Source organism: Deltaproteobacteria bacterium (genome assembly GCA_016178705.1).
Classification (GTDB): Bacteria; Desulfobacterota; Binatia; order HRBIN30; family JACQVA1; genus JACOST01.
Genome location: JACOST010000031.1, coordinates 24,912 through 51,484 on the forward strand (window position 1 = coordinate 24,912; position 26,573 = coordinate 51,484).

General features: G+C 64.7%; 17 protein-coding genes. 10 read left to right on the plus strand and 7 right to left on the minus strand.

The window, feature by feature from the left end; all coding sequences use genetic code 11:
- Together HYR72_23280 and HYR72_23285 are read right to left on the minus strand one after the other, a co-directional pair.
- Complete coding sequence (locus HYR72_23280) at nt 1-1,566, minus strand: glycosyltransferase family 39 protein (protein ID MBI1817911.1); 1,566 nt, start codon at nt 1,564-1,566, stop codon at nt 1-3.
- Nucleotides 1,567-1,739: 173 nt separating this feature from the next.
- Nucleotides 1,740-3,368, minus strand: a complete 1,629-nt coding sequence (locus HYR72_23285; protein ID MBI1817912.1) for a glycosyltransferase family 39 protein — start codon at nt 3,366-3,368, stop codon at nt 1,740-1,742.
- Nucleotides 3,369-3,477: 109 nt separating this feature from the next.
- Between HYR72_23285 and HYR72_23290 the strand changes: the two genes are divergently transcribed.
- The gene (locus HYR72_23290) at nt 3,478-4,095 is read left to right on the plus strand and encodes an acyltransferase (GenBank protein ID MBI1817913.1); all 618 of its coding nucleotides are present in this window, start codon (nt 3,478-3,480) and stop codon (nt 4,093-4,095) included.
- Between the two features lie 18 nt (nt 4,096-4,113).
- Here the strand turns inward: HYR72_23290 and HYR72_23295 are convergent, their stop codons facing one another.
- The 3 genes from HYR72_23295 to HYR72_23305 are packed head-to-tail and all read right to left on the minus strand — an operon-like array spanning nt 4,114 to nt 6,444.
- A complete protein-coding gene (locus HYR72_23295) occupies nt 4,114-4,758 on the minus strand; it encodes a class I SAM-dependent methyltransferase (protein ID MBI1817914.1) in 645 nt (214 codons plus the stop codon).
- Nucleotides 4,755-5,609: a class I SAM-dependent methyltransferase gene (locus tag HYR72_23300; GenBank protein ID MBI1817915.1), complete on the minus strand. Its 855-nt coding sequence runs from the start codon at nt 5,607-5,609 to the stop codon at nt 4,755-4,757. Before HYR72_23300 ends, HYR72_23295 begins: the two co-directional genes overlap by 4 nt.
- Entirely contained in the window at nt 5,602-6,444 is an 843-nt protein-coding gene (locus HYR72_23305; protein MBI1817916.1) for a glycosyltransferase, read from the minus strand. The genes HYR72_23300 and HYR72_23305 overlap by 8 nt, the downstream gene beginning before the upstream one ends.
- 114 nt (nt 6,445-6,558) lie before the next feature.
- Here HYR72_23305 and HYR72_23310 point away from each other — a divergent pair, with 114 nt between their 5' ends.
- The 5 genes from HYR72_23310 (at nt 6,559) to HYR72_23330 (ending at nt 15,922) form a co-directional block, all read left to right on the plus strand.
- Nucleotides 6,559-8,034 (plus strand): hypothetical protein, encoded by a 1,476-nt coding sequence (locus tag HYR72_23310; protein ID MBI1817917.1) that lies wholly within the window; start codon nt 6,559-6,561, stop codon nt 8,032-8,034.
- 126 nt (nt 8,035-8,160) lie between these two features.
- Complete coding sequence (locus tag HYR72_23315; GenBank protein MBI1817918.1) at nt 8,161-8,694, plus strand: hypothetical protein; 534 nt, start codon at nt 8,161-8,163, stop codon at nt 8,692-8,694.
- Nucleotides 8,695-8,822: 128 nt separating this feature from the next.
- Nucleotides 8,823-10,874 carry a hypothetical protein gene (locus HYR72_23320; protein MBI1817919.1) on the plus strand — a complete coding sequence of 684 codons (2,052 nt, stop codon included), beginning with the start codon at nt 8,823-8,825 and terminating at the stop codon, nt 10,872-10,874.
- 29 nt (nt 10,875-10,903) lie between these two features.
- Nucleotides 10,904-13,588, plus strand: a complete 2,685-nt coding sequence (locus HYR72_23325; GenBank protein MBI1817920.1) for a hypothetical protein — start codon at nt 10,904-10,906, stop codon at nt 13,586-13,588.
- A gap of 312 nt (nt 13,589-13,900) precedes the next feature.
- A complete protein-coding gene (locus HYR72_23330) occupies nt 13,901-15,922 on the plus strand; it encodes a hypothetical protein (GenBank protein ID MBI1817921.1) in 2,022 nt (673 codons plus the stop codon).
- A gap of 380 nt (nt 15,923-16,302) precedes the next feature.
- Here HYR72_23330 and HYR72_23335 read toward each other — a convergent pair whose 3' ends face one another.
- Entirely contained in the window at nt 16,303-16,989 is a 687-nt protein-coding gene (locus tag HYR72_23335) for a hypothetical protein (GenBank protein ID MBI1817922.1), read from the minus strand.
- Between the two features lie 165 nt (nt 16,990-17,154).
- Between HYR72_23335 and HYR72_23340 the strand changes: the two genes are divergently transcribed.
- Nucleotides 17,155-18,414, plus strand: a complete 1,260-nt coding sequence (locus HYR72_23340) for a thioredoxin domain-containing protein (GenBank protein ID MBI1817923.1) — start codon at nt 17,155-17,157, stop codon at nt 18,412-18,414.
- A 5-nt stretch (nt 18,415-18,419) separates the two neighbouring features.
- Here HYR72_23340 and HYR72_23345 read toward each other — a convergent pair whose 3' ends face one another.
- The gene (locus tag HYR72_23345) at nt 18,420-20,156 is read right to left on the minus strand and encodes a VCBS repeat-containing protein (protein ID MBI1817924.1); all 1,737 of its coding nucleotides are present in this window, start codon (nt 20,154-20,156) and stop codon (nt 18,420-18,422) included.
- 405 nt (nt 20,157-20,561) lie between these two features.
- On the opposite strand from HYR72_23345, the gene dnaA reads away from it, so the two are divergent.
- From dnaA to HYR72_23360, 3 genes are all read left to right on the plus strand, one after another.
- Nucleotides 20,562-21,908, plus strand: a complete 1,347-nt coding sequence (gene dnaA / locus HYR72_23350; protein ID MBI1817925.1) for a chromosomal replication initiator protein DnaA — start codon at nt 20,562-20,564, stop codon at nt 21,906-21,908.
- Between the two features lie 99 nt (nt 21,909-22,007).
- Complete coding sequence (locus tag HYR72_23355) at nt 22,008-24,779, plus strand: VCBS repeat-containing protein (protein ID MBI1817926.1); 2,772 nt, start codon at nt 22,008-22,010, stop codon at nt 24,777-24,779.
- 8 nt (nt 24,780-24,787) lie between these two features.
- Nucleotides 24,788-26,539 carry a VCBS repeat-containing protein gene (locus tag HYR72_23360; GenBank protein ID MBI1817927.1) on the plus strand — a complete coding sequence of 584 codons (1,752 nt, stop codon included), beginning with the start codon at nt 24,788-24,790 and terminating at the stop codon, nt 26,537-26,539.
- Nucleotides 26,540-26,573: the final 34 nt, after the last annotated feature.

The following is a 26,573-nucleotide window of genomic DNA, read 5'->3' on the forward strand; positions in this document are numbered from 1 at the left end:
TCAGTCGCGGGAGGGCGCTTCGGGCAGGTAGCGCAGCAAGACGAATTGCTCGCAGCAGCCAGTATCCTGAAACGCCGGACTACGGCGTAAGCGTAAGATCAACTCGTCAGGATCGCCGGCCTGTGGCCAGGGCTGATTGCGTGCGATCGCCACGGCATCAATGTGGTACTCGTCAAGGATGCGGCGCAACTCCGCGATCGGGGTGCGCCCTCGGAACACTCGTCGCGCCGCCTGCTCGCGCGTGTTGTGGTCTTCATAGGCGGAGCCGTGGCCTGCCGGCATGGTGAGAACGGAACAACCCAAGTAGTATGGCAAAGCATACGAGGTCCACGGATCGGACAACACCATCTGCGGGACCGGGCCGAGCTGGGCGATTTTGTCGGCGAGATTCCAGTCGCCCAGCGGGCCCTGAGTGAAATACACCCAGCTCTCACCTCCCAGTCGCGAGCGCACGCTGTCGGCCGCCGACCAGGCGACAAAAGCCGTCAGCAGCACTGCGACCGTCATCGCCGCGATGCGCATCGGACGCGCCGGCATAGACGCAAGAAGAGCGTCGAAGCTGCCGACAATGCCGGTGCCGACGAGCAGCGACAGCGGAATCACTTGAACCACGCGTTCCGCCCACACGCCAGCAACTCCGACCAGCAGCCCGTAGAGTGGCGTGAACAGCAGCACGCAAGCGCTGCCGGTCGTGACCATGATGTAGCGGTCGGCGGTGGTGGCACGGCGTGCACGCAACCGCCACAACGTGAGGCCAAGACCGAGAGCAACCGGAAGCCATAGCCGCCCGGGGAGCGCGCTGAGAATAGCGGTCGGCTGATGGAAGCGGAGTGATAGCGGCCCCACGGGTAACGTCCATACGTCGGAGATTGTCGTGAACACCTTGGCAGTCGTCGCCGCCCGATGCAGCCAGCCGATGCCGGCGTTGACGATCCAGGGCGCGGCGAGGACTAGCCCGAGTCCGGCGGCAATCCCGAGTTCGCGCGATGGACGTCGTCGGGGCCAGTTCAAACTGACTTCCAACGCGGCGAGGCTGAGCAAGCCGAAGGCGCCGACGAACAGATGCGTGGTAAGACTGACCCCGAGGGCGACGCCGGCTGCGACCAGCCACGGCCACTCCCGGGTCCGTCGCCCGCGCAAGTAGCAATACAGCGCGGCCGCGAGCGGCGCGACCGCCAACGTCCGCGGCAGCGGCATCACCCACCAGATGGGATCGGGCACCGCAACCACGAGTTCGGTTGCCGCACCAATGACCGCGATGCGCTCGTCGCCGGTGAGGGCGCGTAGCCACACAAACATCGCGACCATGGTTGTCACGACGACGAGCGGAGGCAGCGTGAGCCACATCATATGCGGCGGTTGGCCCGTCAGCTCGCAGATGGCGGCGAGCACGAGGTGCGCGAGCGAGTAGTAAGGCGGCGTGCGCGGGCCGCCGTAGAAGGCGTCGCCGGGAAACCAGCCAAGACTGATCGTGTAGCGGATGTAGGTGAGATGGACCCAGGTGTCGGCCCACGGATTGAGGAGGAGGTAGCGGTTGCTGTAGGTCGCGCATGCGTAGGCGGCCATCAGTGCGAGCAGCGCCGTCCGCCACGCTGCCCGCGACCAAACTGGCCCGCTTGTCTCAGTGTCGACCACGAACGCCTAGCACCTCGCCGCGCTTCAGTAGCACAGCCACGCGACCGATGAACACACGCGGTGAACCGTGTTGCTAATCTGGTCGGAACTAGGTTGCCGGCTAGCTAGGACTCACCCTGCGGCAGATAGCGCAGCAGGACAAATTGATCACAGCAGCCGGTGTCTAGAAATGCCGGATGGCGGCGCAGACGCACGAGTAGGTCGTCAGCGTCGCCCGCCTGCGGCCACGGCTGATTGCGTGCGATGGCCAGCGCGTCGATCTGGTATTCGTCGAGCGTGCGGCGCACCTCCGCGATCGGAGTGCGAGGCCGGAACACACGGCCCGCCGCCTGCTCGCGCGTGAGGTGGTCTTCGTAGGCGGAGCCGTGCATCGCCGGCATGACGAGAACAGAGCAGCCCACGTAGTACGGCAAGAGATACGAGGTCCACGGATCGGACAGCACGACCCGTGGCACCGGACCAGTCTGGGCAATCTTGTCGACCAGGTTCCAGTCACCCAACGGGCCCTGCGTGAAATACCCCCAACCTGTGCCGCCCACCCCCGCGCGTATGTTGCCGGTGACGGACCACACGACGAAGGCCACCAATAGCACCCCCACGGTCGTTGCTACGATTCGCAGGCGACCAAGCCGCGTGGATGAGCGCAAGCGATCGAACCCGCCCACGATCCCGATGCCAGCGAGAAGCGAGAGCGGGACCACCTGGACGACGCGCGCGGTCCACACTCCCGCGATCGCGAGCAACAGTCCGTAGAATGGCGTGAACAATATGATGAGCGCGCCCGCGGTCGCGATCAGAACATATCGGTCGACGACGCGGGCTCGTCCTTCATGGCACCGCCACAACGTCAGGCCGACACCGAGCGCCACCGGAAGCCAGACCGCGCTGGGCAACACATTGAGGACTGCGAGCGGATGATGCAGGCGCAGAGACATCGGCCCAAGCGGCAAGGTCAAGACTTCGGGCGTTATGGTGAACACCTTGGCCGAGGTTGGGGCCCGGTGCAGCCAACCGATCGCGACATTGGCGATCCAGGGCGTGGCGAGGGTCAGGCCAAGTGTGGCGACGATTGCGAGTTCACGTGATGGTCTTCGGCGCGGCCAGTTCAAACTCAGGTCGAGCGCGCCGAGGCTGAGCAGCCCGGCGCCGCCGACGAATAGATGCGTCGCCAGACTCACGCCAAGCGCGATCCCGGCGGCGATGAGCCACGGCCACTCCCGAGCGCGACATCCGCGCAGATAGCAATACAGCCCGAGTGCCAACGGCGCGACCGCCAACGTGCGTGGCAGCGGCATCGCCGTCCAGGTTTGATCGGGCACCGAAACCAGCATCTCGGTGGCCGCGCCAATGACCGCGATGCGATCGTCGCCGGTGAGCGCGCGCAGCCACACGAAGATCGCCGCCATGGTCGTCACCGCGATCACCGGCGGTAAGGCGAGCCACACCACGTGCGGCGGCTGGCCGGTGAGCGCGCAGACACCGGCGAGCACGATGTCGGCGAGGCAGTAGTAGGGCGGTGTGTGCGGGCCGCCGTAGAAGGCATCACCCGGAAACCAGCCGTGCGCGATCGTGGCGCGGATGTAGGTGAGATGCACCCAGTTGTCGCCCCATGGATTGAGGAGGATGTAGCGGCGCTGGTAGCTGGCCCAGGCAAAGGCCACCATCAGGGCGAGAGGCACCGTCAGCCATGTTGCGCGCAGCCAAAGCGGCTCTCTCGTCTTGGTGTCGACCACGAACGCGCCGTCCCTCGCCGGACTTCAGTAGCACAATGCCGCGTCGTGCAAACACCGGAGGGGGTGAGAACGTTGACAAGCCGCGCCGCCTCGCGGAGAGTGCGGCCCCGTGGACCTCGAGCAGCAGCCCTCCCGTGCGTTCGCACCGCCAGCGCGGCGGTCGTTCTGGACGCTGGTTCGCGAGTTCGTCAGGTGGTTCTCCATCCGGCAACTGGTGGTGATCGAGTTGGAAGACTGGCTCGGCAGCCTGTCTCGCATCGTTCCCGGCGCGCTCGGGGTGCTGGTCCGCTACGTCGTCTACAAGGTGCTCTGTGCCAAGGTGGAGGGCTTTTGCGTCATTTACACCGGCGCGTGGCTGACGCACACGTACGGCGTTCGGCTGGGGCGCAACTTCCACATGGACGCCAATGCGTATCTCAATGGACGCGGTGGCGTGACGATCGGAGAGAATGTGATTCTAGGCGTGGGCGCGCTCGTCTTCAGTGCCGAGCGAAACTGGGACGATCCGAATGTGCCGATGATCTTCCAGGGGCAGCGGGCCGGACCGGTCACGATTGGTGACGACGTGTGGCTCGGAGCCCATTCGGTGGTCACACCGGGCGTACGGATCGCGACCGGCACGGTGGTTGGGGCGAATGCCGTGGTCACGCACGACACCGAACCGTACTCGATCGTCGCCGGCGTTCCAGCGCGCAAGATCGGCGAGCGAGCGCGACCGACCGCGTGATGGCGGCGGGTCGTGCACTCATTTTTCAAGAATCAACAATTGCGAGATCGCGATCAGCGGAACGCGAAAGGGCGCGCGCGCCAACCAGCGCGCCACGGGTAGCGGTGTGATGTTCGGGAAGAGCAGGCCGCAGCGGATGTGCTGCGTGATGCGCCCGCCCGTCGGCTCGACGAGTCGGCGCAGGTAGCGCGGCGAGAAGCGCAGGCAGCGACGTTCGTTCTTGCGGGTAAGCCCAAGCCAGATGTGGCCGGGATTGACGCGGTTGGGCTCGAAGATGATCACGCGCCGCCGCGCCACCCGCAGCATCTCGCGTATCGCGGTGGTCGGCTCGTCGAGGTGATGGAGCAGCTCCCAACAGGAGACGGCGTCAAACTGACTATCGCTGAACGGCAGCGCATACGCGGAACAGACCAACCGATCACGCACCGGGTTACTGACGAGCATCCCCGGGGCGTAGTCGCAGGCGGCGACGCGAATCGCTGCGGGATAGTAGGAACTCGAAAAGCCGCTGCCGGCCCCGACATCGAGCAGCGACCGCACGTCGCCGAGCAGTCCGCGAGCGCTCAAGTAGGCCGTACGCTGGCGGGCGAACAACTCGACCACCGGATGCGTGGGCGGGCGGTAGATCCCGCCGGCATCCCAAAAGTCGTGCTCGTCGGTCATGTTGGCGCCTTCACCGCTTCCACCGTGATGATGTCGAACAAGTTCACGTACAGCGTGAGCCGATTGAGCCACGGATGCCGCAACAGCGAATCCACTCGTCGCGTACTGACGCCGAGCGACTTTGCCAGACGCTCGAGCAGATAGGCCACGCTGTAGTACGCCCCGCCATGAGTGACGTTGCGGCGCTGCAAGCCGGCCCCGGCGAGCAACGGATCGAGGGTGGCGAGCGAGAAAAACGTCCGATGCTCCGGCAGCGTATACAGGTGCCAGTGGCGGCCGCTCAGGCGCGCACACCAACTGGCGATGTCGCCGGTGCTGAGTGTCAACACCCCGCCGGCGCGCAGCACCCGACTCACCTCCTGCAGCGCCGCGCGCGGCGCCGCGAGGTGCTCGACCGTGTCCCACATCGTGACGACATCGAAGCTGGCATCGGCGAAGGGCAGGGCGGTCGCATCATTCACCGTCACGTCGAGCCCGCGCGCTCGCGCCGTGGCGCAGCCGGCGGCGGATACATCGCTGCCGCAGACGCGGAACCGGCTACGCGCGGCGTCGGCGAACACACCCGGACCGCAGCCGAGGTCGAGCAATCGCCCGCCGCGGGGTAGTCGACGCAGTCGGCCCTCGGCGGTGACGCGCAAGGCGCGTTCGAGGCCCGCATAGTTGGTGTAGCCGGCGGCGTTGTGGCCGGCGAAATAGTCCGCACCGTAAAATGTTTGTGCCTGACGCGTCGGCCAATCGCCGGCCGCAAAGGCGAGGCCGCAGGCGGCGCAACGACAGACGACGTGCCCCGACTTGCGGAACCACGCACGCGAGTCGCGGCCGCCGCACAACGGACACGCAGCGTCAGTCACGGGCAACATCGCCGGTGTCGGACCGGCGCCACAGCAGGAGCCGCAAGCGCACAATGTCGATGACCGCGCGCGGGATGCGGCGCAGAATGCCCCAGGGCGGGCGCCGGGTTTCGCTGACCTCCACCGGTAACTCGACGATCCGGAGTCCGGCGCGCTGGCCGCGAATGATCAACTCGGTGTCGAAGAGATGGTGATCGAAGCACACCGCTTGCAACAGTTGGTCGAGCGTGGCCGTGTGCCGCCAGACCTTGATGCCGTGGGTATCGCTGACCCGCAGCCCGAACACCAGGCGGAGGACGAAACTGAAGACCCGTGACACCAGCCGTCGCACCAGGCTGCGGCGATCCGAAGACAGCCGCAGGTTCTTCGAGCCGATGACGATGTCGAAACGGTGCTGCACCAGCGCGTAGCCGTCGAGCAGAAACGGTACGTCCCAATAGTCGAGATCGAAATTCACGATCACGCGTCCGCGGGCCGCCGCCATCCCGGCCCGCAGCGCGTGGCCATAGTTTGGCTCCGGTTGTTCGATGACGCGGACCGCGGACGCCTCGCGAGCCAATTGCCGGCCGACCGCCGCCGTGCCATCGGTGCTTCCGTTCTCCACCAGGATCAATTCCGTGGAGTAGCCCAAGGGTTGCAACTGCGCCAGTAAGTCGGTGACCGCGCGGCGCAGCAATGGCGCTTCATTGTGAATCGGGATCACCACCGATAGCTCGAAGTCGTGCATGGGGACGATCTCTCCTAACAAACCGAAGAACGGACTGTCTATCGTCTGTTGCACCGACGCGGTCGGGTCGGCACGCACAACCGTGGGCAACGGGTTTTTTCTTGACATTGCTTTCGCGTTCCGGGTAAGAGTCGGTCCGCTCGACGACTTGGTGGCGCGAATGCGCAACGGCGAGAGTCGCACTCAACTGGACGCAACAGTCAGAGCTAAAGGAGAGAGGGCATGAAGACTCGGCATCAGATGCTAGGCGTGCTCATCGCAGCAGCGGGAATGATGATCCTGTCGGCTTGCGGGAGTGACAACGACAACGAGGGAACCTCCGTAGTTCCACCGACGGACACGCCCGTACCGACGTTCACCACCAAGCCGACTCCGACGCGGACGAACACGACTGCGATTGTGCAGCACACGCCGACTCCGACGAACACCCTAGTGCCGACGGCGACGAACACGACGGGCGGACCATCGAATACCCCGGTCAACACGCCGACGGTCACGAATACCCCAACACCAACGGCGAGCAATACGCCGGTGACGCCGCATGAAGGTACGCCTACTTGCGGCGACGGTGTAACTGACGCGCCCGAAGAGTGTGACGACGGCGGCACGTGCACCGCCGGCGAAAACGTCGGCGCGGCATGTACGACTGTCGACGTGACAACTACCTGCGGTGCGGGCGGAGTGTGCGAACCGACCGGCGGCGACGGCTGCGCGGCCAACTGCACCATTGAAGGCGCGCCGGTTACGGTCACGTTCGATCCGGCCAAGACGCGCGCGACCCTGCAGACGACCGCATTTGCCCTTCCCCTATCGTTGAAGGGGAGCCAGGCGAGCGTTGCCGGCAAGCCGGATGCGGACGGCATTATCCCCGTTACGGTGAAAGCCGCCGATGTGAAGTTCGATCCGGTCAAGGTGACCGGGCTGGTCTGCGCCTGCGTGCGCGGTAAGCCAGTGCCCGCGTTTGGCGCCGGCAACTCCGGCAAGGGCGTCATCGGGTGCGGCTCCCAGGGTCTCACCAACGTCGACATCCTCTACGTGCTCGACCACGGGGTTGGGTTGGTTGGTACGGACGGATTCACTGAGCAAGACTGCGCCGACATCGGTGGCAGGGTGGAGGATGGTAGCGCGGCGCATCCACATGAAGGGCTGTGCAATGCCCCACCGGTGATCACGTATGACGGGAGCGGTCCGGCAGGGTCTGCGTTGATCACTACCAACACCGCAATCGGTACGATCAGCGACATGGGCACCTGCGCTAACGAGACGAAGACCAAGGTTTGTTCCGGTGGAACGAATCCGGGTACCGCTTGCACCACCAACGCCGGGGCTTGTGCCGGCGGCACGTGTATTCCCGCCAAGGGTCCCAACGGCATACCGTGCGACAGCGACGATCCGGTCGAAACCCAGGGCACCGCGCAGACGTTGACCACGACTACCGGCAGCGCAACCGGTAACGTCCTGCACGCCGGTGGCCTCACCACCGATGGTGCCATCTCGGATGACGCGATCGACGCGGATCATCTATGTGGCAACGATGAACCGGATCACTGTGTGGTCACCAAGATTGGGAATCCGTACAACTGCGCTGCGCTGGCTACTGGCGTCACCACCGGCGCGGCCAACGTCAGCGCGTTCGCAGCGTTGGATGCGGCTATGATCGGCGATGACGTCGTGAGCAGCATCTTCACGGCGAAGTAGGACGAGCGCCCGCGACGGCGGGTCCAGCGCGAAATCCGCAAGGGCGATGTCGGGTACGGCATCGCCCTTGCCACATCCGGTCCATCGTAGGAGTGCAAACGAGTTATGGCGTGGAAGCGATGTTTGGTGGCTGCCGCGACGATCGCGATAGCGACGGCCGCGCCCGCGCTGGCCTACAAGGGCGAGCGGCGCGGCTTCGACCGGTTAACCTTCGATCAATCGATCGCACAGGTGCAGAAGGTCTACCCCCACATGCGCAAGCTCACCACCGAGGAACTCGGCGCCGCGGTGGCACTGAGTCCGTTCATCCAACGCTATCATCAGACCGAGGTGAAGCTCCGCGGTCTGTCCTACCCGGTAGCCTTGGAGCTGCGCTTTTGGAAAGAAAAATTGTGGGTCATCATCGTCTACATCGGCGGCAATAGCGCGGACCAGGTTCAGCGCTGGCTCGAGCAGCGCTATGGAAAACCCACTACGACCGCCCCGGATCCCGTCTGGGTTGGCAAGCAAACTCAGATCGTCGCAACCCTGAAGGAGAGTTGGATCGGGATCAACGACAACGTGCTGAGTACCGAGGCGCAGACCGTGTTTATGGAAGGGATGCGCAAAGCGATGGAACGTCAGCACCCCGCACCCCCGGCGCCACCGGCCGCAAAGTGAAGGGTCATAGATAAAACGGCTCATCGCCGCAGTTTCTTGTTGACTATGCTCGATCACAAATGGTAGCCACGAGTCCTTCGCTATGCTGACATGGTCGGGTGCATGATGACGCTTGGGGAGGCCACGCCATGATGTGGCGGTACACAGCGCGGGGCTCGGCTTGGGCCACCGTCCTTCTGATGTTGGTGGCAGTGGTGGCGGGGTGCGGCGGCAACGCCGATGTGTCGGTAACATTCCCACCTCCCACAGCGCCCCCAGTAGGCAGCGCGGCATTCGGCCAAGTCCGTCTGCCGCACGGGCAAGTCGCCAGCGCGCAGCCTTCGCTGTTGCGCCGCTTCGCCGCTTTGGCGCTGCCGCAAGCCGAGGCCATTAGCGGCAATGTGGTCCCGGTCGGCAGCGGCGTCGTGGTTCAACTGGTGAGCGTCGCACCGCAGGACATCGTGGGTGGCGTCATCGTCTCGAGCACTGTCCTCAAAGAGACATTGACCGATGGGAGCGGGAACTACGCCCTCGTGGTCCCGGATGGTTTGAGCGAGGAAGATTGCGCCGGCGGGCGTTTGATGGTGCAGATCGGCAACGCCCAAGACGGCACGCTGACGCGGGCCTTCGTCTTCAGTCTCACGATACCGGTCGACATCTACTACAACAGCGAAGCGGTCGTGCGACTGATTCTCGGCAAGGTCGCCGCCGGTACGCCGCTGTGCAACTACAGCGCGAACGACGTGCAGGACTTGCTCGTGGCGGTCGAGGAAGCTCCCGGCACCGCCGCGGGCTCGACGGTCGCTGCCATTAATGGGAGCGCGTTTGCGATTGCCGCGAGTAGTTCCCCCATACAGTTGCTGCTGAACGAAGCCGGGGCCAACCCGACGCCGACAACGACGCGCCGGCCGACCTCGACTCCGACGCAGGCCATCTCGCCGACACCGTCTCCAACCACCGTGCCCCCAACCTTTACGCGCACAAACACCGTCGGCCCCACGTTCACGCCGACGTTTACCAAGACACCCACGACGACCAATACCCCAACCATCACGCCGACGCCGACCGGTCCCTCGCCGACGCCGACGAACACCCCTACGTCAACCAACACCAACACGCCGAGCAATACGCCGACGATTACACCGACGCCGACACCGACCACACCGCCGCCAACCAACACCCCGACGGTGACCTTGACGCTGATTCCGACCTCGACCATCACGAACACACCGACGGTCAGCTTCACGCCGACCAACACCCCGACGATCACCGACACGCCGACGCTGACGCCGACGCGCACGTCGACGCACACGAATACGCCGACGGTGACGTTGACGCCGAATGCGGTGCAAGTCGATCTCGGCTCGGTCAACGGTGGGGCGGGGATGACGGTGGCGCTGCCCGCGACGCTCACCACCAACGGCTCGTCGGTCTCCGCGTTGTCGAACGACATCGAGTTCGACCCCGCGCTGGTGGATGTCCCGCTGGTCTCCGGCAAGCCGGACTGCTCGATCGATGGCCGGCTGGCGGGCAGCAAGCAATTGATCCTCGGCTTCCCGTCGGGAGCGCCCGTGGGCAAGAAGATCCTCCGCGTCGGCGTGATCGGTGACAACAACACCGTGATCGCCGCCGGTGCGCTGTACTCCTGTCACTTTGCGATCAACGCCGACACGCCCGCCGGTATGCTGACGCTGAACAACACCCCCGGCGCTTCCAGCCCGAGCGGCGACAGCGTCACCGCGCTTGGCAGCGCTGGCCACATTCAGGTGAGCGCCGCGCCGCCCGCGTTCGGGCTCGGCAGCGTCAATGGCACCGCCGGCAATCCCGTGAGCATTGCGGGATCGCTGCAGCGCCGCGGCCAGGCATTGGCGGCGTTGGCGATGGATATCCAGTTCGACCCGAACAAGCTGTCGGTGATGCTCGACGGACAGAGCAATCCCGACTGCACGGTCGACGCCGCGAACAAGTCGGTGTTCGCCAAGCTCCTCGATAGCGACAGTATGAAGTTGCTGCGCGTCGGCGTCGTGTCGCCCGACAACAACACGCAGATCGTCGACGGCGCCGCGTTCCACTGCACCTTCGTGGTCGCCGAGGGCACCAGCGGGCAGACCATCGTGTTGGGCAACACGCCGGACGCCGCCAGTCCCGACGGCATGCAGGTCGGCGTCGGCGGCGGCAATGGCATGATCATGGTGCAGTAGGCTTTGCAGACAACGGATGAGATGAGGACATGACTATGACGCGTTTCGACAAGCCGCGCTTCCGGGCCGTCTTCGGGGCCGCCCTCCTCTTGGTTGCCGCTGGTTTCGCCGGCGACGCCGCGCGCGCCGTGTGCGTCGGCGATTGCAACGACGATGGCAAGGTCATCATCTCTGAAGTCCAACGCTGTGTGAACATCAAGAACAACCCGGCCACCATCGACACCTGTCGCAACGCCGACCAGAACAACGACGGCACCGTCACGCAAAGCGAAGTCGACAACTGTATCTCTTCATTCCTCGATGCCGCCAGTTGCGCGCAGGTCGACGCCACACCGACACCGCAGAGTACCTTGACACCGACCCAGACTCCCAGCATCACCGTGACCAATACGATTACACCGACGCTGACGCCGACCAATACGGCGACCGGTGTTCAGTTCACGATCCCACCGACCCACACCCCGACCAACACGTTCACCCCGACCAACACGCCCTCTCTCACTCCAGTTCCAACCAGTACGCCGACCATCACGGCGACTGCGACCGCTTCGCTGACACCCAGTCTGACGCCGACCGTTGGTGAGCAGCTCTGCGGCGACGGCATCATCCAATCGCCCGAAGAGTGCGACGACGGTGGCAGCTGCGTGGGCGGAGACAACAACGGCCAGAAGTGTCCGGCCGGCCAGGCCAGTGTGCCCGGCGGTGTGAATTGCGGCGCCGCCGGCATCTGCGAGGCGTTCGGTGGCGATGGCTGCGCCAACAACTGCACCACCGAATCGGTGCGCCGCTTCACCTTCTCCGGCGAGGCGTGCAGCGGTGGCCCGCAGCCCGGGCAGTTTTGCACCAACTACGGCGAGACTGGAACCGTGGCCACGCAGGCGACGGCGCAGTGCGGCTTGAACGGCACCTGTGCCGGAGTTGGTGAGTGCCTAGCGCCGGTCGAACGACTGGGCCAAAGTTGTCCGGTCACCACCAATAGCCTGGTGTGTCTGAGTGGTGCGGCGAAGGGCCGTCAGTGCAGCGGCGCATCGTTCAGCTCCGGGAAGAATGACTGCCGAGTCTGTCCCTCCGGAGCGGATGCCGGTAAACCGTGTGACAGTCCTCCGGGAACGAACGGATGTGCGGGCGGTGTCGCGTGTCCGACATTGGTGTGCGCCACTGGCGCCAAGGTGGGCAATGCGTGTACGGAAGCGACCAAGGTTGCGAATTGTGGAGCCGGCGTCACGTGTAGCACGATCTTGGTGTGCAACGGTCCCGATCTGGCGAAGATCGGCAACGCTTGCCACGTTGACGCGGATTGCGGTACCTCCGCGCCGGTTGGCTCGTGCGGATCGATCTGCGCGAATCCCTGCGGACCGAGTTCCAAGGCGCCCTCGTGTTTGAGCAAGTCGCGAGCGCGTCTCGAATCGGCGTCGATTAGCATCAGCATCGGTCCGATCGGGGGCTATCAGGACTTTGCGACTGGCAAGCCCAGTCCCGATGGCCGCATTCCGGTCGCGGTCAACAAGAACAACGTCCACTTTGAACCGATCAGAGTGGTTGGCCTTGCCTGTGCGTGCGTGCGCGGGGGTGTGGATGCGACCATCCACGGGCCGGGTAACTCCGCTTCCGGTTACATCGGGTGCGGCACCAGCGGCCTGCAAGACATCGACGTGTTCCTTGCCATCGATCACAACACCACGCCGGTGCACAAGTGCCTCAACGGGCCAAAAGCGAATAGCGCATGTACGACCGATGACGATTGCAGTCTAGTCGGCACCTGCCCCGATCACCTGCACTGTGTGGGCGGACCCAATCCGGGCGGCGCCTGTACGGACGACCCGGATTGCCAGACATTCGCTATCTGCAACACACAGGGGCCGGGGGTGTGCGGCGCGGGCAGCACTCCGGCGGAGAAGATAGGTGCGTTGTGTAAAGCCAATACGGATTGCGGCGCTGGCGTGTGTGAGGGGCTCTTCACCGGCGGCGGCCTGTGCGTCGGCGGTAGCAACAATCGCAAACGCTGCAACAGCGCCGATCCCCTCGTGTGCCCGGGTGGCGTGTGCGTGAGTCCTGACGATCCGACCTGCAGCGCCGCCGAGCCGCTGCCCGAGCGGGCGCGCCGCATTGCGTGTGTCGAAAGCAAGGAGATCTGCACGGCCGGCACTGCGGAGCCCGGTTCGCCGTGCACTGAGGATGCGGATTGCGGTGTTGGCGGGGCCTGTGGCAACGCCTGCAATGCTACCAGCCCTCACCTCAACGTCTGCAACAGCCCGGTTCACTTCATCCGCAGTGGCGGCATGGCGGAGAAAGGCTCCGGGTTCCTACTCAACACCAGCGCCATCGGGGTCATCGTCGACGGCGGTAGCTGCAGCACCGATATGACGGCGAACGGTAAGACCCTCAAGGGGCCGGATGGCATTCCGTGTACCGCCGACGATCCGCCGGGGTCGTTCGGGACCGCGCAGACGCTGCCAACGACAACCGGAACGGCCGGCTCAGTGCTCGTCGACGGCAGTGCGTATACCGGGGGCGTATTCATCAACGGTCAGTGTACCGGGACGGGCGTGGGCAAGTGCAATGCCTCGATAACCGGAAGCAAGTTCGACTGTGCGGCGCTGATGAGCAATCCCACCGGCGGAACCACGGGCTCCCGCATCGCCACCTCGTTCCCGCAAATCGAGGCCGCCACCACCGGCGATAATACGGTGATCACCGTGTTCACCGCCCGCTGATCGGTTTGGCGGCGGGAGATTGCAAAAGGAGGCGGTCGCCGAGGGTCTTTTCTTCGGGCTACGCAATTCTTGCTTGACAAAGCTTTTCACCGCAGCGGATAATTGGACCGACTATCGGAGTGTGCTTGGAAGCTCCTTCGGGGCGAGGCGAATCAATCGTAGCGATCAATGTAGCGATCAACTTGGGCGAATGAATGCGTAACGTCATCGGCAATCAACACGAGTGTGGCCGTGACCCGCCGGGGTGAGCGGCTGGCTTGTTCGGGGGAGAAGCGGTCCGTTGGACCTAACCATTTTGAGGGAGGAGAGCGTATGAAGAAATTGATATTTGGAACGGCGCTGGCCATGCTGTGGGCACTGACGAGTGCCGGCTCGGCGTCTGCGCAAGTCACCGGGACCGAGAAAGACTGCGAGGCGAAGATCCTGGATAGAGCGGATAAGTACTCCATCGCGCTTCGCGCGCAGATCGAGGCCTCGGTCAAAGGCAACATAGTTGGCAAGAGCGTCAAAGCCGATGGCGGCAAGATCTGCTTCGGCGGATCGACCCCGGGTGTGAAAGGTTGCCAAGGTAACAACGGCGGTTGCGCGGACGGCGCGCGCAAGTTGCTAAGTTGCGACAGCAACGCCGACTGTCCGGGCGTCTGCAAGAACGCCCCAACCTTGACGTGTACCAGCTACAATGATGCGGCGGAACTCGTCGCGTGTGGTGCAAACAAGGTCTGCGCGGGCTTCGGCAAGGGTTGCCTCACGACCAAGGGCTGCTCGGGCGGATTGTGCGAGGTCAATCAGAACGACGGTATTGCGAAGGCCATCGCCAAAGCCTCCAAGGATCTTCGGAACAACATCGTGGCCAAGTGCACGGGCGTGAACTTCCACAACCTCGGCCTTCCCAACGCAGAGTGCAAGGCTAAATGCAGCGACGGAGTCCCTTGCGTTGTCGATGCTGACTGTTCGCTGGGAACCTGCGACACCGCGATCGACGACATCACCGATTGCATTCAGCACGGCCAGACCGGCGACCTGCGGACGGCGGTGAGTGGCGATGCACTCACCCGGACGCTGACGCGCGTTGCACCCAACATCAAACCCCGGGGTGCCGGGCCGCTAAACAAGAATCCGCGCAAGCGCTCGACCGTCGCGCTGCCCAACCTGATCCAGATCGGTACGGTGACGACTTCAGACGGGGCCGGCTCGGCGGGCTCTTCGTCACCCACCAGCCTGGCCCGTTGTGCCGGCGCTGGTGCGAAGAACGGTATTCCTTGCATCGAGGACGCGGACTGCGCCGGTCCGACCGGGGGTATCAAGGTGATTACGGCATCACCGCCGAATAACACCGCCCAGTGCGTCTCTGACTGTTGCGATTGCTCGGCTGTCGCAGGCTCGTGTACGACTCCGGGCACAGTCTCCGCCGTTGGTCAGGGCTTTTGCACCGGTGTGGCCGGTGAGACGGTGTGCGAAACCCGCGGTAACATCGTCCCGCCGGGTAACCTGCTGGGGTCACCGACCGAAAATCAGGCTGGCATCATCCAAACGTGTCTAGTGACTAAACTCGGCCGTATCGCACAGGCCACGGCCGGCATTGTCGAGACCGACAAGGGGCATTGCAACGTCACCGTTGCGACATCCTGCGATGTCGACACCGACTGTCCGGGGGGGGAGATTTGCCGCGGTGGTTTGAGTTCGTTCGGTGCGATCAACCTCAACACCGGCGTGTCATCGACAAAGGCGCCAATCGCCACCGATGTCTACCTCACGGGCAGCTCCGCTGCTAGCATCTGTCCGGAATGCAGCAGCCTCTTCTGTAACGACGTGCCGGGTGGTCCGGTCGGTTGTACCGCATCGGATGGCAACAACGATGAGGCGTGCTTGCCCTACGACGACGGCGGCCCACACTGGCAGAACATCGCCACCATCCCGAACCCGTTCGATCTGAAGAGTGGGACGACCAGCATCACCGCCGTGGGCGGTAAGTTCTGCGGCGCCTGCACGGCAACCGTCGGAGGCAAGCACATCTACGGCTGCAGCATGGAAGCTCCAGATGAGTGCACCGCCGCCGGTTTGGGAACCTGCGTCGATCATTTCCCGAGCGTGGGCACGCCCGACTTCACTACCGTTGCCGGCTTCCGCAATGACCCGCTCTATGACGACAACCTCACACTGGCGGGACAGCAGGCGACGTCCACCGGTATCCCCAATCTGTATGCGGGGGTCGCAGCGGGCTTGTTCTGCACCGGGTCGAGCGGCAATCCGCTAGTCGACCCAGCGGCTGGCCTCCCGGGTCCGGTCCGGGTGGTTGCACCCTACATCGTGAACTGGACGTTCTCTACGAAGTAAATCACACGTCCAGCGCGTTGGGCTCGCCAACGCGAAGCAATCGGAACGGGGCTCTCGTCGGAGAGCCCCGTTTCTTTTTGCGGAAGCACCTGCGGAAGTAAGTGTCGCCGTTTGAACCGAGCCGTGAGCACGGCGGCCGTCGTCATTGCGGGGACGTCGCCTCCTGGCGGTGCGCCCAGGCGAAGCGAAGGGTCGACGACCTTCTTCAGCGCAGTCGCGCTGGTAGGGTGGGCACTGCCCACCAGGCGTCGCCTCGATGCGTCGGCAAGCTGAACAGGGACAGGACGGTGGGCGATGCCCACCCTACGTTCACTGCGGCGTGATTGCGGCGGCGCTCGGTTCCGCTGAACGGACTTTGATGATGAGCGCGCTTCGCTGCTCTACTCGGGCAAGCGATACATGCTGAACGCGCCGCCGAAGCCGAGGACAAGCGGAGCCCCGTAGGCTGCGGTCACGCTCCCGGCAGTGAAGCGGCCGCTGAGAAACCCTGGCTCCACCTTCTCGGTGTAATAGGTCGCGCCGCCGATGGTGTTCTTCTTGGATCGCACGAGGATGTCGAAAAGGAAGAGCGAGTTCGCGCCCGCCAGCGCCTGTTGGTGGCCGGGTGGATAGTGGTCGCGGGCGATGAGATGGAAGGCGAACGCTGCGTCCTTCGAAGGTCCTGGGGCTTTGCCCGCCGCGATGGAGAAGGCGCGCAGTTGCGCGTCGCTCGGATGCCAGGGCTCGCCCACAATGGCGATCGGTTTGATCTCGTCAGGTAGTGGCACGTTGAGCTTGGCGGCTTGTGGCTCCGCATCGGTGCCCGTGATTCGATAGACGCCCCATTGATTGTTGATGCGTGAGGAGGGGGTGCCGTCGATTTCGAGGTGGCTGATCAACAGCCACGTACCGCGCAAATCGGGAACCGCCCCGATGGTCTGCGTGGTGCCCGCGACGTGTGAGTCGTCCGCGGCGGCGCTCACCGGCGGCGGTGCAGAGGGTTTGCTTGCCTTGCATCCCGCGAGCGGCACGGTTGAAAGCGCGCCAGCGACGAGGGCGGCGACGTGCAGAGATACGGTCTTCTTCATACGCATGACACTCCTGGCTATGGCATTGAGGCCGGCTCGGGCGGCGGCCGATCAAATTGGTCGCACGAGTAGCATGCAGGGCGGATGCGCTCAACGGGCGACAGCGGGCGCTGGAGGACGGCGCGGGGCTGACAAGCTCGGGTGAACCACGTAGAATCCGCCGCCATGCCAGCATCGAATCGCGCGAATCGCGCGCCGGCTTTTGCGCTCGCCACGGTAGTGCTGGCGTTGGCAGGCGTTGCGGTCAGCGCCGAGATCTACGCGCTGCACCGTCAACTGGCGAGCGACGTGACCTTCGGCAGCTTTTGCAACATCAATTCCGTGGTGAACTGCGATGTCGTGCTTACCAGCACCTACGCCACGTTGCTCGGTGTACCGGTGGCGGTGTGGGGTGGCTTGTACTATCTGAGCCTCGCCGCGGTGGCGATGGTGGCCGGGCGCGGCACGCGGGTGGGGGCGAGCGGGGCCGCGGTGCGCACGGGTCGGCACGCGGCCCACATGGCTTTTATCTTGGCGTGCTGCGGGTTGCTGTTTTCCGCATACATGGCCGTGCTGGCGCTGTTCGTCATTGGGGCGGTCTGCTTGATGTGCAGCGCGCTGTACGTGGTGGCGGTGGGCACGGTGGTCTCGACGTGGAAGCTCCGCACGGCGAGTATCGACGTGCGGGTCGAGCCTGCGCGTCAGCGGCAACGGCAGCGACAGGAGCGCTGGCTGGCGTTTGCCGCAGCCACCGCCGTGGCCTTGGTCGTCGGCGTGGTCGTATGGAAGGCCGTCGCTCCCGGAGCCGAAGGGTTGGACTCGGGCGCGATCGCCCAGAGTCAGCCGGAATTTTACAAGTGGTATCAGGCGCAGCCGGTCGTGCACATCTCCGCGGATGAGGGCCAGGATCTCGGGCCGGCGAATGCGCCGGTCACCATCGTGGCTTACTCGGACTTCGAGTGTGGCCATTGCGCCGTGCTGGCGCAGAGTCTGCACGAGACCTTGCCGCGGTATCATGGGCTGGTGCGGGTGGTGTTTCACCACTTTCCGCTCGACCACGCGTGCAATCCGAGTATTCCGAACGAATTCCACCGCAGTGCCTGCCAAGCCGCTATTGCCGCCGAGTGCGCGGCGGCGCAGCAACATTTCTGGCCGTATCACGATCTTCTGTTCGCCAACCAGCAGCATCTCGGCGACGCCAACCTGCTGACGTATGCGGCGCAAGCCGGCCTCGACCGGCAGCAATTCGAAACCTGCATGAAAGATCCCGCCACCCGTGAGCGCGTGGTGCGGGACATTCGCTCAGGCACGGCGGCGGGCGTCGAGTCGACGCCGACGTGGTTCATCAATGGCCGGCTGATCAAGGGCGCGCTGCCGCCGCAGCTGATGGCGTATGCCGTCGGATTGGCGCGCGCGGCCGTGCAAACCAGCGCGGCGTCGCCGTAAGTCGGTTAGGGTCCGCTCAAGAGTTCGAGCAACTTCGAAACGTCGGGCGCGGTGAAGCTGCCGTCATCGTTCGCATCGGCTCCGTCGCATTGCGGTGCGACGCGCGGGTCGAATAGGCGATCGAGCAAGATTGGCAAGTCGTTCGCATTGACGAGACCGTCGCAGTTGGCGTCGCCGCGGGCGGGGCGGGGCGTTGCCGAAGGCGTATTGGTGGGGGTCGGGGTACGGGTGGCGGTCGGAGTGGCTGTCGGTACGGTGCGGGTCGCTGTGCCGGTCTTGGTCGGGGTTCCGGTTTTCGTCGGCGTTCCAGTCCTTGTCGGCGTGCGTGTCGGTGTCGGTGTCCGGGTCGGGGTGCCGGTGCGCGTGGGTGTGCCGGTGGTCGTCGGCGTCGGCGTCGGCGTGAACGCGGGCGCGATGCCGTTGGTCAGGATGACGGAAAGTGATGCGCCGCCGGTGACGGGGTCGGTGTCGACGACGGCCAGGTCGCTGAAGCCATCGCTGTTGAGGTCGCCAGCGGCCAGCGCGTTCGGGTCGTTGGCGAGCGCTGGGCTCAGCACGACCGGGCTGAAGGTGCCGTCGCCATTGCCGAGACGCACCGCAACATGGCCCGGCTGGTTCGGCGGCGCATCCAGCGCAGCGATGTCAACAAGGCCGTCGTGATTGAAGTCGCCGAGCGTGAGTGCCGGGCCATTGCCGCCACCAAGCGAGACGGGGTCGTTGACCATGGGGAGGCAAGTGACCGGCGCGAACGACACGCTGCCGGCGACGGTGCTGGTATTGCGGTGCAGGCACACCAAGCCGTCGGAGGTTAGCACGACGATATCGAGTTTGCCGTCGCCGTCGAAGTCGGCCGCGCGCAAGTTGATCGGTCCCGGTCCGGTAGGGAACTGGATGCCGTTACCGAACGGCAGCTGGGTCGGGTTGCCGTTGTTGAGGTGAATGCCGATCGCATCTTCGCCGGCCAGAGCGACAGCCAGGTCGGGGAGCGCATCGGCGTCGAAGCGCCCGGCTTCAATCGCAACCGGTTCGGCGGCTCCAGGGTCGCTGGGTGTCGATCCAGTGGCCAAGAAGGCAGGCAGCAAGAGCAAGCGCCCGGTTGACGTTTGTTTGTAGAGGCTGAGGTAGCCGGTAATCGAGTCGCCGGCGATGAGATCGAGTCTGTCGTCGGGACCGCCGACCGCACCACCGAAGTCGGTGAGCAAGAGCGAGTCGTAGGAACACGGTTGCGGCGGTGTGTGGGCGTCCCCACAGGTGGCGCGCGCGGGAAAGTTTGCGCGCAGGGTGAACGCCGGGCTCTCGTACACTTGCGCGAGTGGAAAGATGTTCACGCCACTCAAACCCGTGCCAACGAGTACGACGTCGGCGAGCGCATCGCCGGGCGCGAGTGGCGCAGCGGCCAGTGCCGTGATCTCGATCACGCCGCCACTGTCGCCGAGCTGCAAGTCGGGTGGCGCCAGCGGAGCTTGCGTGCTGAAGGAGCCATCGCCGCGTCCGAAAAAGAAATTCAGCGTGTTCGTGCCGCTCTCGTCGCCACTGATGGTGAGCAGATCGAGCGCCGCGTCGTCGTTGAAGTGGTCGGCGCTCAAGCCGATCGTGGCGATCGGTGCGCCGCTGACGACGTAGCTGCGTCGCGGTCCGAACACGATGGGTGGCGGCGTGGCGAGTGCGCGATGAGCGAGCAGAGGTGCGCTCAGAAGTGCGGCAACAATGATCAGCGCGATGGTGCGCGCGAAAGTGCGCATGACGTGCACACGCTATAGCGAAGAACGCGCGCTGAGGCGACTGAAATCGGCGTGCCGCGCGCGGCGCGCGAGTGTCTGCGTGCAGTGATGCGCGGCACGCGAAAAAAACTTTCGCGCGCAGGAAAAATTTCTTGACTTCATTTTCATCCGGGATTAATACGGGCGCCTCTTCGTAACGCGTTCTGAAAGTTTTGCGAGCGAAATGACTCTTGTCGGTGTCGCGCGCTGCCTTCCTGGTGAGGAAGGAAGGGCAGTTGTGTTGGGGGCGAACTGTGTACGGGGTTGTGGAGAGGTGGCGGAACTTAGTGCGGCGGCGGTGACTTACTGCGTTGTCCCCAGCTGGGGATAACCCGCGCGCGCACCGACAAGCTTTAAACATGACCGACGCAGGGGGGATGGGCACGCATGGAGGAACTGTGGTCGGCAGCGTTGCCGCTGCTGCGGCAACAGGTGGGCGAACGAAATTTTGTGACATGGATCGAACCGATCCGCTGTACCAGCGATCGCGAGGGCGTGTGCCTCGAAGTGCCGAATCGTTTTTTTCAGGAATGGATCACGCGGCACTTCCTCGCTACGATCCGCAACACGCTCGCAGCCGTTGCGGGTGACGCGCGCGCGGTGCGCGCCGTGGTCAGCAGTACCTGGGCGGCCCCGGTCCCTCCGGCGCTGCCACCGCTGCCAGCGCGACGCGAACGGGCGACCACCGCGGCGCGCGTGCCGAAGATCGGCCAGCTGGTTGCGCACTACACCTTCAAGACGTTCGTGGTCGGCGATGCCAACCAGGTCGCCTACCAGGCGGCGGTCTCCGTCGCCGAACAACCGGGGCGGCGCTTCAATCCGCTGTTCCTCCATGGCGGCGTCGGCTTGGGCAAGACCCATCTCGCCAACGCGCTGGCGCACGAGATGTTGGTGCACAATCCGCGGCAGCGTTTGGCGTGTCTATCGGCGGAATCGTTCATGAACTCGCTCATCACCTCGTTGCGCCAAGATCAGATGGCGCAGTTCCGCGATCGCTTCCGCCATGTCGACGCGTTGATCCTCGACGACGTCCAGTTCCTCGCCGGCAAGGAGCGCACGCAGGAGGAGTTCTTCCACACCTTCAACACGCTCTACGGCAACGGTAAGCAGATCGTCCTCACGTCGGATAAACCGCCGGCGGCCATCGCTGGGCTGGAACAACGCTTGAAGAGTCGGTTCGAAGGCGGATTGATCGCCGATGTCCACCCGCCGACCCTGGCGATGCGCGTGGCGATCCTGCAGCAGAAGGCCGCCGCCTTGTTCTGCGCACTGCCCGATGAGGTAGCCTGGGTGCTGGCTCGTACCGGTGGCCCCAGCGTGCGTGAACTCGAAGGGGCGCTCAATCGTCTGATCGCAACGGCGACGTTGCGCGGGTTGCCGATCTCGGCCGAACTGGCGCAGCAAGCCAGCCGCCCGTTCGCCGAGCGCCCGACCCCAGCGTCGATCGAAGCGGTGCAGGAGGCGGTCGGCCAGCACTTCAATGTCTCGCTCGCCGATCTCAAGTCGCACCGGCGCGAGCGCAGCTTGGCGCACGCACGCCAAGTGGCAATGTATCTGTGCCGCGTGGTGGCCGACGCGTCGTTTCCCGCCATCGCCGAGAAGTTCGGTGGACGCGATCACTCGACGGTGATGCACGCGGTGCGAGTGGTCGAGCAACGACGCGCGGCCGATCCGGCCCTGGGCGACGCGATCCTGATGCTCGAGAGCGCGCTGCGCAATCGCGCAGCGGCGTGAGTCCTCACCGGCTCGGCACATCGATCGCAGACTAAACGTTGACAAAGGCGACGGTGACGGGAAGAGTAGGCGGCCGTTCGAGCTGAGGACGGTGCCAGGTTGAAAATACGCAGAGCAGTCTCCCAATCGTGCGTCACGCTGTTGGCCGCGTTGCTGATCACGGCGATCGTGCCGACAGTGGTGGCCGCCGGGCCGCTGCGCTTTCAACAGGCCCGTCCGTTCCAGCAACTTGAGCTGCCACTCCCGCTCGGCCATCCAGCGCTGGCGATCGCGAAGCTCAACAGTGACATCTTTCTCGATGTCGTCGTCGTCCACAGCGAAGGCGTCATCGTCTATTTCGGCGATGGCACCGGGCAGTTTAGGGCCGCAGGGCCCTTCTCTACCGGCGGATCGGGTGCCAATGCAGTGGCGACCGCTGACTTCGACGGCGACGGCAAGATAGATATCGCGGCGGTCACTGACGACGACGTCGTGGCGGTGTTGCTGAATGACGGCAACGGTGGATTCACCGGGCCGACGTTCTTCGGCCTCGGTGGCAGCATCGGGCCACTGGCGCTGGTGGCTACTAAGATCGATCGCGGTGACGACATCGATCTGGCCGTGTTGAGTACAGACGAAACGGTGTATCTTCTGCGCGGGCTAGGTGACGGAACCTTCGAGCCGTTTGCGATGCCGACGTTGCAGACCAATGCGAGTGGGGCGGCTGCCATTGCGGTTGGGGATTTCAACGGCGATGGGAATCAGGACCTCGTAGTAGCCGACGAAATTTCGAATGGCGTCAGCGTGCTTCTGGCGACCAGCGCGGGTGACGGCACCTTTGGGACGTCGCGCTTTTATTCGACCGAGGGCTCGGCCGCCGGCGGCGGCGGCGGAGCTGGCGCAGTCGCAGTCGGTTTGCTCGATCCGAATTCCTCGCCCGATTTGCTCGTCGCCAACACGGCGGCTGACGTCCAGCAAGGGGTGGCGATTTTGCTCGGACAACGCAACGGTATCTTCCAGAGTAAGCAGTTCTTCGACAATCCACAGAAGTCGCCCAATGACATCGCGATCGCGGACGTTGATGGCGACGGTATCTTGGATAGCATCGTGACCACCAGTACGGACTCGACGTTAGGGATCAACCTTGGCAACGGTGACGGGACCTTCGGCGACCTGCAACAAGCGAGCAACGATATCATTCCCGGTAATGGCCAAGCTCAGCTCGCGCTTGGCGATCTCGACAACAACGGCTTGCCCGACATCGTGGTGCTGGTGAACGACACGGAGTCCGGCGATCGCCTTTTCGTGACCATGAACCGCAGCAACGATCCCACGCCGACAGAGGCACCGACTACGGCGATGTCGATCACCGCGAGCTTGGCTCCCACGCCGACGCCGACCCCAACCCGTCCACCGACGCCAACGGGGACGCCGACGCTGATTCCAACCGCGCCGTATAGCATGTGTACCTTCAACGACGGGGCGAAGTACGGCGACCTGTTCGCCATCGCCAGCGGCGACTTCGATCTCGACGGCACCCCGGATTTGGCGGTCGCGGACACGGAGACAGTCGACGGCACGCAGAAGGGGCGCGTACGCATCATGCTCGTCAATGCGCAGCGGCTGCGCGCGCCGGAGTTGCCGCCAACGGAGTGCCCGCCGGGCTTCACGCTCGACAGTCCGCTAGGCGACCAAGCCTACGACGTTGGCGGTACACCGAGCGCGCTGGCTGTCGGCGACCTCAGCGTCGACGGCGCTCCCGATGTTGCGGTCGCAGTTGGCGACAGCATCGTTATCCTGCAGAACAACCACGACGGCACTTTCGAGATCAAACCGTCGATGGCCGCAGGTGCCCAACCGGTCGCGGTCGCGCTCAGCGATGTGGATCGCAACGGGCGATTGGATATCGTGGTCGCATTGAAGGGCGCATCGCAGGTGGTGATCTTCTACGGGCAGAGCGATGGCAGCTATACGAAGAACACCGTCGAGGTTGGCCGCTTCGCCGAGGGGCTGGTGGTTCGCGATTTGAACAACGATGGACGTCCCGACCTTGCGGTGCTCAGCACTGTGCGCGACGTGGTCGTGCTGCTGCAAACCGCGCCGCCGACACCGTCTGGCAGTAGCGTGGTCCACTTCCAGACCCTGTCGGCGATTCCGCTGACTGGCGATTCGACGGCGATCAGCTGCGACGATTTCGATCGCAATGGGGTACTCGACTTCGGCATCACGTTGGCCGACGGCCAGCTGGTGCTCATCGGCGGCCAGCTACACAGCGGCGTGCTGACTTACAGCGAGCTCTCGCGCTCGTTCACCCGCAATGATCCGCGGGCGCTGGCCGACAGCGATTTCAACCGCGATGGACAGGTCGACCTGGTGACGGCCAACACCGCCGACGGGAGCCTATCGTTCTTCTACAATAACAATGGCCAACTACCGGCGGCACTGGATCCGTTCACCGTTGGAGCGGGACCGGTGAGCGTCGTCGCTAATGACTTCGACGACGACGGTATTCCCGATGTCGCCACGGCGAATAGCGCCGATCAGTCGATTACGATTCTGCGCAGCAGTCGTCCGCTCTTCACGCCAACACCGACGATCACGTTGACACCCACGATCACGCCCACGCCAACGATTTCGGGCACGCCAACGATCACTGGGTTGGCGACGGCGACCTTCACCCCGGGCACCACTGGTCCGACGACACGGCCGACGCGCACCCTCACAGGAACGCCGACGTTCACCCCCACGTCGTTGCGGCCGTTCGGCATTCAGGGCGGCAGTTGCGCGATCGCCGCAACCTCGTCGCCGCACGATTGGAGTGCGCTGGCCGCGCTCGGTATGGCCTGGCTGATACGGCGGCGCGGCACGCGCGGCCAGCGAGGCGCGTTGTGAAGACAGCGGTGAGACTGGCGGTCCGGTTCACCGCTGCGCTCACGTTGCTGCTGGCGGGAAGCGCGCACGGACAGCAACTGAGTAACTACGGGCGGTGCGAGATTGCGGCTTCTGGCCAGTTGACCGGAATCGTCAGCGACGACTTCAACCGCGATGGCAGCGAGGATATCGCGGCGATCGACAATAGCGGCAGTCGGGTCTTGGTGTTTCTCGGCAACCGTAACATCTTCGCTGTCGGCAACTGCAACGCCGCGGTGCAATCGTCCGCCGTCGCGCTTGCGTCCGGCGCGGCCCCGGTCGGCATCGCCGTCGGAGACTTCGACGGCAACGCTATCCTTGATCTCGCGGTGGCCGAGTCGGCTGGCGTGGTCGTGCTCACCAACGACGGAATGGGGAACTTTACCGCCGGCAGCCCGATCGCCGCCGGCGCAGTGCCGAAGGGATTGGCAGTGGCGGACATCGATGGCGATGGCACGCAGGACATCGCCGTCGCCGACGGCTTCGGCGGCAGCGTGCAACTGCTGTTCGGACGCGCCAGTGGCGGCTTCGACTCGCTGGTCACCGTCAACGCGGACGGGCCGATCGATACGGTAGCGATCGACGACATGAATCGAGATGGCCGAATGGATCTGGTCGCGCTCGACAGTACCGGAAACCGCGTGGTGATCCTGCTTCAGAGCGAAGTGCCGCGTCAGTTCAGCATCGACCAGCAAGTCGCGGTGCCGCAAGCGCCGAAGGGAATTGGTGTCGGCAACTTCAATCAAGACGGCTTCCCAGATTTTGCCGTGGCCAGTGCGGGGGGCAGTCCGTCGCTGGCGGTGTTCCTTCGCCAGATCGATGGCAGGTACAACAAAGTGGAGGACGAGCACGCACCGACACGGTCGTTGGCGGCGATCGCCGTCGGCGACCTAAACCGCGACGGCCGGCTTGATGTCGCGGCGTCTGGCGGTGCGGTGGCCAGTCTGTTTGCTGGACTGGGTACGGGGAAGCTCGCCGCGCCCGCTGATTACGCGGTCGGTGCCGGTAGCAGCGCGCTGGCTCTCGCCGATGTGGATGGCGATGGCCGGCTCGACATTTTGTCGGCGAACACCGCGGGCACCATCACTGTGCTGCTGAGCAGCAACCCGCCCGCGACGCCGACCAACACGGCGACGCCCACGAACCCACTGCCATCGCCGACCGCAACCCCGAATCGCGATTGCTGCGTGCGGCACGACGAGTCACCGGGGTGTGAGAACGCCACGTGCGAGCAATGCGTCGCCGGCATCGACCCCGATGGCTTTTGCCGCAACAACGGCTGGGATCTTGGCTGCGTGCAGATCGCGATGAGCGCCGCTTGTGCGGCGTCCTGCAACTGTCCCGGGCCAACAGAGACGGCGACGATAACGCCGACCCCGACGATCACTGTGACCGCAACGCCATCGCTGACCGACACGCCGACAGTGACGCCGACGGCCACGTTTACCGGCACGCCGGCGACCCCGACGTTCACCTCACGGCCGACGTTTACGGTGACCGGGACATTGCCGCCGACTATGACGCCGACGAACACGCCGACCCCGAGTTTCACGGGAACAGCGACTGACACGCCTAGGCGTACGAACACGCCGACGCTGACCTTCACGCCTACGGAGACGCCGGCGGGCGGCTTTGCCTTGAGCGGCTCGGGCTGTACCGTCTCCGGCGGCGCGCTTTCACCTGCCGATGCGCTGTGGTGCTTCGCGTTGCCGCTGTTCCTGGCGCTGCGGCGGCGACGGTAGTGCGATTGCAAACGTTCCGGCTGCTGGCTAGGAC